This window comes from Mesorhizobium sp. M7D.F.Ca.US.004.03.1.1, assembly GCF_003998635.1.
GTDB lineage: Bacteria > Pseudomonadota > Alphaproteobacteria > Rhizobiales > Rhizobiaceae > Mesorhizobium > Mesorhizobium loti.
The window spans coordinates 1-3895 of record NZ_RZQG01000578.1; the positions used below are offsets into that span (position 1 = coordinate 1).

Genomic DNA, 3895 nt, shown 5'->3' on the forward strand with positions numbered 1-3895 from the left:
ACAATGACGAGCGCGAGGAGTTTCGACATGCCGCCTTTGACCAGCAACGCGGCCGGCTGTCAAAGCGCGTCCTTCGTTGCCTGAGAAAGAATGGGCGCCGCGATCCCGAACCGGAAACGCGACGCCCCCCTTTGACCGCGAGCGATCTACTTCAGCGGCTTGAGGCCGGCCTCGATCGATGCGCGCTTCGGTTCGAGGAATGGCGGCAGGGCCAGACTTTCACCTAGCGTTTCCAGCGGCTCGTCGGCAGTGAACCCCGGCCCGTCGGTGGCGATCTCGAACAGAATGCCGTTCGGCTCGCGGAAATAGAGCGAGCGGAAATAATAGCGCTCGACTTCGCCGCTCGACGGCAGCCGGAACTCGGCCAGCCGGGCAGTCCATTGATGCAGCGTCTCCTGGTCCGGCGCCCTGAAGGCGACATGGTGAACCGCACCCGCCCCTTGCCGTGCCGGCGCCAGTCCCGGCTGCACCAGGACATGCAACTCCGCCGCCGGCCCACCCTCTCCCATTTCGAAGACGTGAACCTGGCCCTCCGGCGAGGCATAGTCGCGGGCCTTGCGCATGTTCATCACCTTGGTCACCACCGCCTCGGTGTTGGTGATGTCGGGAACGCTGATGACGATCGGCCCGAGCCCGCGAATCTGGTGCTCGGCCGGTACCGGACTTTGCGCCCAGGGATGGCTGCCGCCCCTGCCGCCATCGCTGACCAGGCGCAGACGCTGGCCTTCGGGGTCTTCGAAATCCAGACAGGGGTAGCCGCCGATGTCGGCGATCTCTCCTGTTACAATGCCTTCGTCTGCCAAGTGCTGCTTCCACCAGGCAAGGCTCTCCCGGCTGCCGACCCTGAGGCTGGTCCGCGCAATGGTGTGCGTGCCGCGCTTCTCGCGGCCAACCGGCCAGTCGAAGAAGGTAAGGTCGGTGCCCGGCGTCGCTTCACCGTCGGCATAGAAGAGGTGGTAGGCCGAGGTATCGTCCTGGTTCACCGTCTTCTTGACCAGCCGCAGGCCCAGGACCTTCGTATAGAAATGAAGATTGCCCGGCGCATTGGCGGTGATGGCGGTGAGATGGTGGATTCCTGTCAGTTGCAGGCTCATGGTCGTCTCCCTGGTTTTGGGGAAGAATTTTCTCCCTTCATATCAGAACTGCTGCACCATTGCTGAAGGCCGCGCATTCCGACAGTCCGTCGCCGGAAGCTGAACAACGGCGCCTCAATTAGGGTCGCTCCGGTGAACAATCGACATGAAGCAAGCCTGTGCCAACCACCGTCTGACGTCGTGAAAGAAGTATCCCCTTCCTGGCAAATACACCGGTCGGAATTATAGTCGCCGCCCTGCCATCCTCCTGACAGACTGCTGTCAGGAGGGGTGTGCGATAGTGTCTCCATCAGAGAGAGGAGACTAGCCATGAACGGTTCCACCATTCTGCGCGGCGTGCAGCACTATGTCGGCAAGATACGCACGATACGCAACGAGATCCGCACCCAACGGTTCATGAACTCGTTGCCGGCGGACATTCGCAAGGATATCGGCTGGCCGGACATGTATGCCGAACGTCGCTTCCGCGGCAATTGAGACGAATTTTTCGACACAGCGGTTGGATGTGGGCGCGTCAACGCCCAGATAACAGATCCGGTGCGTGAGGATGGGAGCGAGCTTATGCCCGAACAGAAGACAATCGGCTTCCTTTTCATCGAAGGTTTTGCCGACTGGGAGTATGGGCTGCTGGCGGCCTCGGCGGTCGAATGGTTCGGCGCCCGTGCCGTGTCGCTAACGCCTGATGGCAAGCCAGTGACCGGGATCAGCGGCTTTCGGCTGACGCCCGATCGATCGGGCGCGGCGGATGAGAATACCGATCTCGACGCCATCGCCGTCATCGGCTCCGACGAGTGGGCCGGCAAGGCACCGCCGGATGTCGCCGATCTGCTCAACGCTGTTGCATCGCGCGGCAGCGTGGTCGGCGGTATCTGCGCCGGCACGCTGGCATTGGCCCGCGCCAGCCTGTTCGAGAAAGCCAAACACACCAGCAATGGCCGTGACTGGATCAATGGTCATGAAGCCGGCTATGCCGGCGACAGCAACTACCAGGATGTGCCGTATGCCGTGACTGACGGCAAAATTGTTTCCGCGCCCGGTTCGGCACCAGGGACATTCGCGCTTGCCTTTCTGAAGACGCTCTATCCCGAAAGAGGCAGCGATCTCGCGCAGATGCGGACGCTGTTCGCCAAGGAGTATGCTGAAGCCTCCTGACAGTATGCTGTCAGGAGGAGCGTGCAATGGTGCAAGCCTCAGACACTGTGCATCGGCGGTCGAAAGGACGATCGATGAAGAGTTGGAACGACAGACTGAACACACCAGGCATCAACGGCGTGAAGCCGACGCCGCGCACGATGGCCGATGTCATCGAAGGCCAGCCGATGCTGGTGCCGACAGCGCGCCAGGTCGATGATTTCATCCGCTCGATTCCTGAAGGCGTCGAGATGGATGTGCGTGCGCTACGCACGGCGCTCGCCATCGAGCATGGCGCCGAAGTGACATGCCCGGTTACCATCGGCTACCATCTGCGCACCGTTGCCGAAGCCGCCAAAGAGGATTTGGAGCGCGGCATGATGTTGAGCGATGTGGCACCGTTTTGGCGCGTGCTCGATGCGAAAACGCCGACGACGAAGAAACTTTCCTTCGGCGCGGCGTTTATTGTCGCGCAACGCAAGCGCGAAGGGCTGAAACCATGATGCATGCCACCCAAAAGCGTTCTGCGGTTTTGGGATAACGGCATGCGCAAAACACGATGAGCACCGCCTAAAAGTGTTCTGCGGTTTTGGGCGACATGAAAAGAAACAACGCCGAGGGACCATACGATGCGCCGCGCCGACAGGCTCTTCCAGATCGTGCAGCATCTGCGCGGTGGCCGTTTGGTCACTGCCCAGAAGCTCGGCACGTGGCTCGAGGTTTCCGAGCGAACCATCTACCGCGACATTGCCGACCTGCAGTCGACAGGGGTGCCGATCGACGGCGAGGCCGGCGTTGGCTACATGATGAGGGAGGGTTTCGACCTTCCGCCGCTGATGTTCACGCGTGACGAGATCGTTGCGCTGGTCGCCGGCGCCCGCATGGTGCGCGCCTTTGGCGGTGCTGCCATGGCGCGCGCCGCCGAAGAGGCGCTGGTCAAGATCGGCGCCGTGCTGCCCGATGCCGAAAAAGACCGTATCGCCCGTACCGAAATCTACACGCCGATGTGGGTGGTCAGCGACGCCGCGCGCGAGGCGATCGACCTGATCGAGCGTGCTGTCGAAAAGCGCCAAGTGCTGACCATCGACTATTCCGACGAGGCCGGGCGCGGCACCGCCCGCGATATCCGCCCGCTTGGCCTGTGGTTCTGGGGCAAGGTGTGGACGCTGGTCGCCTGGTGCGAGATGCGCGACGATTTTCGCGCCTTCCGCATCGATCGCATCGCCTCCGTGGTCATCGCCGGCCACATCTTCAAACCGGAGCGCGGCAAGCAGCTTGCCGACTTCTACCGGGCGGTGGAGCGCAGCGAGGATTATGGCATGGCGCCGGATCGCGCCGCGCGGACCTGAGACCCGACGCACCCACAAAAAAGCCCGCTCGAAGCGGGCTTTTTTTCTTGGAATGCCGGACAACCTTACTCGTCGTCATCATTGTCCGTGTTCTTCGACTTCAGCGCCGAGAGCTTGGCGAACACGGCGTTGGCGTCGAGTTCGGCATCCTCGTCCTTCGGCTTCTCGGGAGCCGGCACCAGCCGCTCGGTCAGGGCCGCCGGCAGCAGCGTGTCACCGACCGGCTGCGCCTGTTCGCGACCGCGCGAGGCGCGGTTGACTTCCATGTCGAGGTCGATCTGCGAGGAAAGGCCCAGCGTCACCGGGTCCATCGGCTGCAGA

The 3895-nt window shown here is 62.4% G+C and carries 5 protein-coding genes and 1 pseudogene; 4 read left to right on the forward strand and 2 right to left on the reverse strand.

Features of this window, described 5'->3' with window-relative positions; all coding sequences use genetic code 11:
• Positions 1-146: 146 nt before the first annotated feature.
• Positions 147-1094 (reverse strand): ring-cleaving dioxygenase, encoded by a 948-nt coding sequence (locus tag EN935_RS25710; protein ID WP_127373740.1) that lies wholly within the window; start codon positions 1092-1094, stop codon positions 147-149.
• A gap of 309 nt (positions 1095-1403) precedes the next feature.
• On the opposite strand from EN935_RS25710, the gene EN935_RS25715 reads away from it, so the two are divergent.
• The 4 genes from EN935_RS25715 (at position 1404) to EN935_RS25730 (ending at position 3574) form a co-directional block, all read left to right on the forward strand.
• Positions 1404-1571 carry a hypothetical protein gene (locus EN935_RS25715; RefSeq protein WP_109665021.1) on the forward strand — a complete coding sequence of 56 codons (168 nt, stop codon included), beginning with the start codon at positions 1404-1406 and terminating at the stop codon, positions 1569-1571.
• Between the two features lie 84 nt (positions 1572-1655).
• On the forward strand, positions 1656-2246 hold the full coding sequence (locus EN935_RS25720; protein WP_127264660.1) for a DJ-1/PfpI family protein: 591 nt from the start codon (positions 1656-1658) through the stop codon (positions 2244-2246).
• Positions 2247-2320: 74 nt separating this feature from the next.
• Complete coding sequence (locus tag EN935_RS25725) at positions 2321-2728, forward strand: hypothetical protein (protein ID WP_109665012.1); 408 nt, start codon at positions 2321-2323, stop codon at positions 2726-2728.
• Between the two features lie 126 nt (positions 2729-2854).
• Complete coding sequence (locus tag EN935_RS25730; RefSeq protein WP_127373741.1) at positions 2855-3574, forward strand: YafY family protein; 720 nt, start codon at positions 2855-2857, stop codon at positions 3572-3574.
• A 65-nt stretch (positions 3575-3639) separates the two neighbouring features.
• Here EN935_RS25730 and EN935_RS25735 read toward each other — a convergent pair.
• Positions 3640-3895 (reverse strand): annotated as a pseudogene (locus tag EN935_RS25735) (DUF1013 domain-containing protein); the annotation flags it as partial.

Coding starts and splice junctions, on each gene's coding strand:
- EN935_RS25710 (WP_127373740.1), bottom strand. CDS start 1,094: ATGAGCCTGCAACTGACAGGAATCCACCATCTCACCGCCATCACCGCC.
- EN935_RS25715 (WP_109665021.1), top strand. CDS start 1,404: ATGAACGGTTCCACCATTCTGCGCGGCGTGCAGCACTATGTCGGCAAG.
- EN935_RS25730 (WP_127373741.1), top strand. CDS start 2,855: ATGCGCCGCGCCGACAGGCTCTTCCAGATCGTGCAGCATCTGCGCGGT.
- EN935_RS25720 (WP_127264660.1), top strand. CDS start 1,656: ATGCCCGAACAGAAGACAATCGGCTTCCTTTTCATCGAAGGTTTTGCC.
- EN935_RS25725 (WP_109665012.1), top strand. CDS start 2,321: ATGAAGAGTTGGAACGACAGACTGAACACACCAGGCATCAACGGCGTG.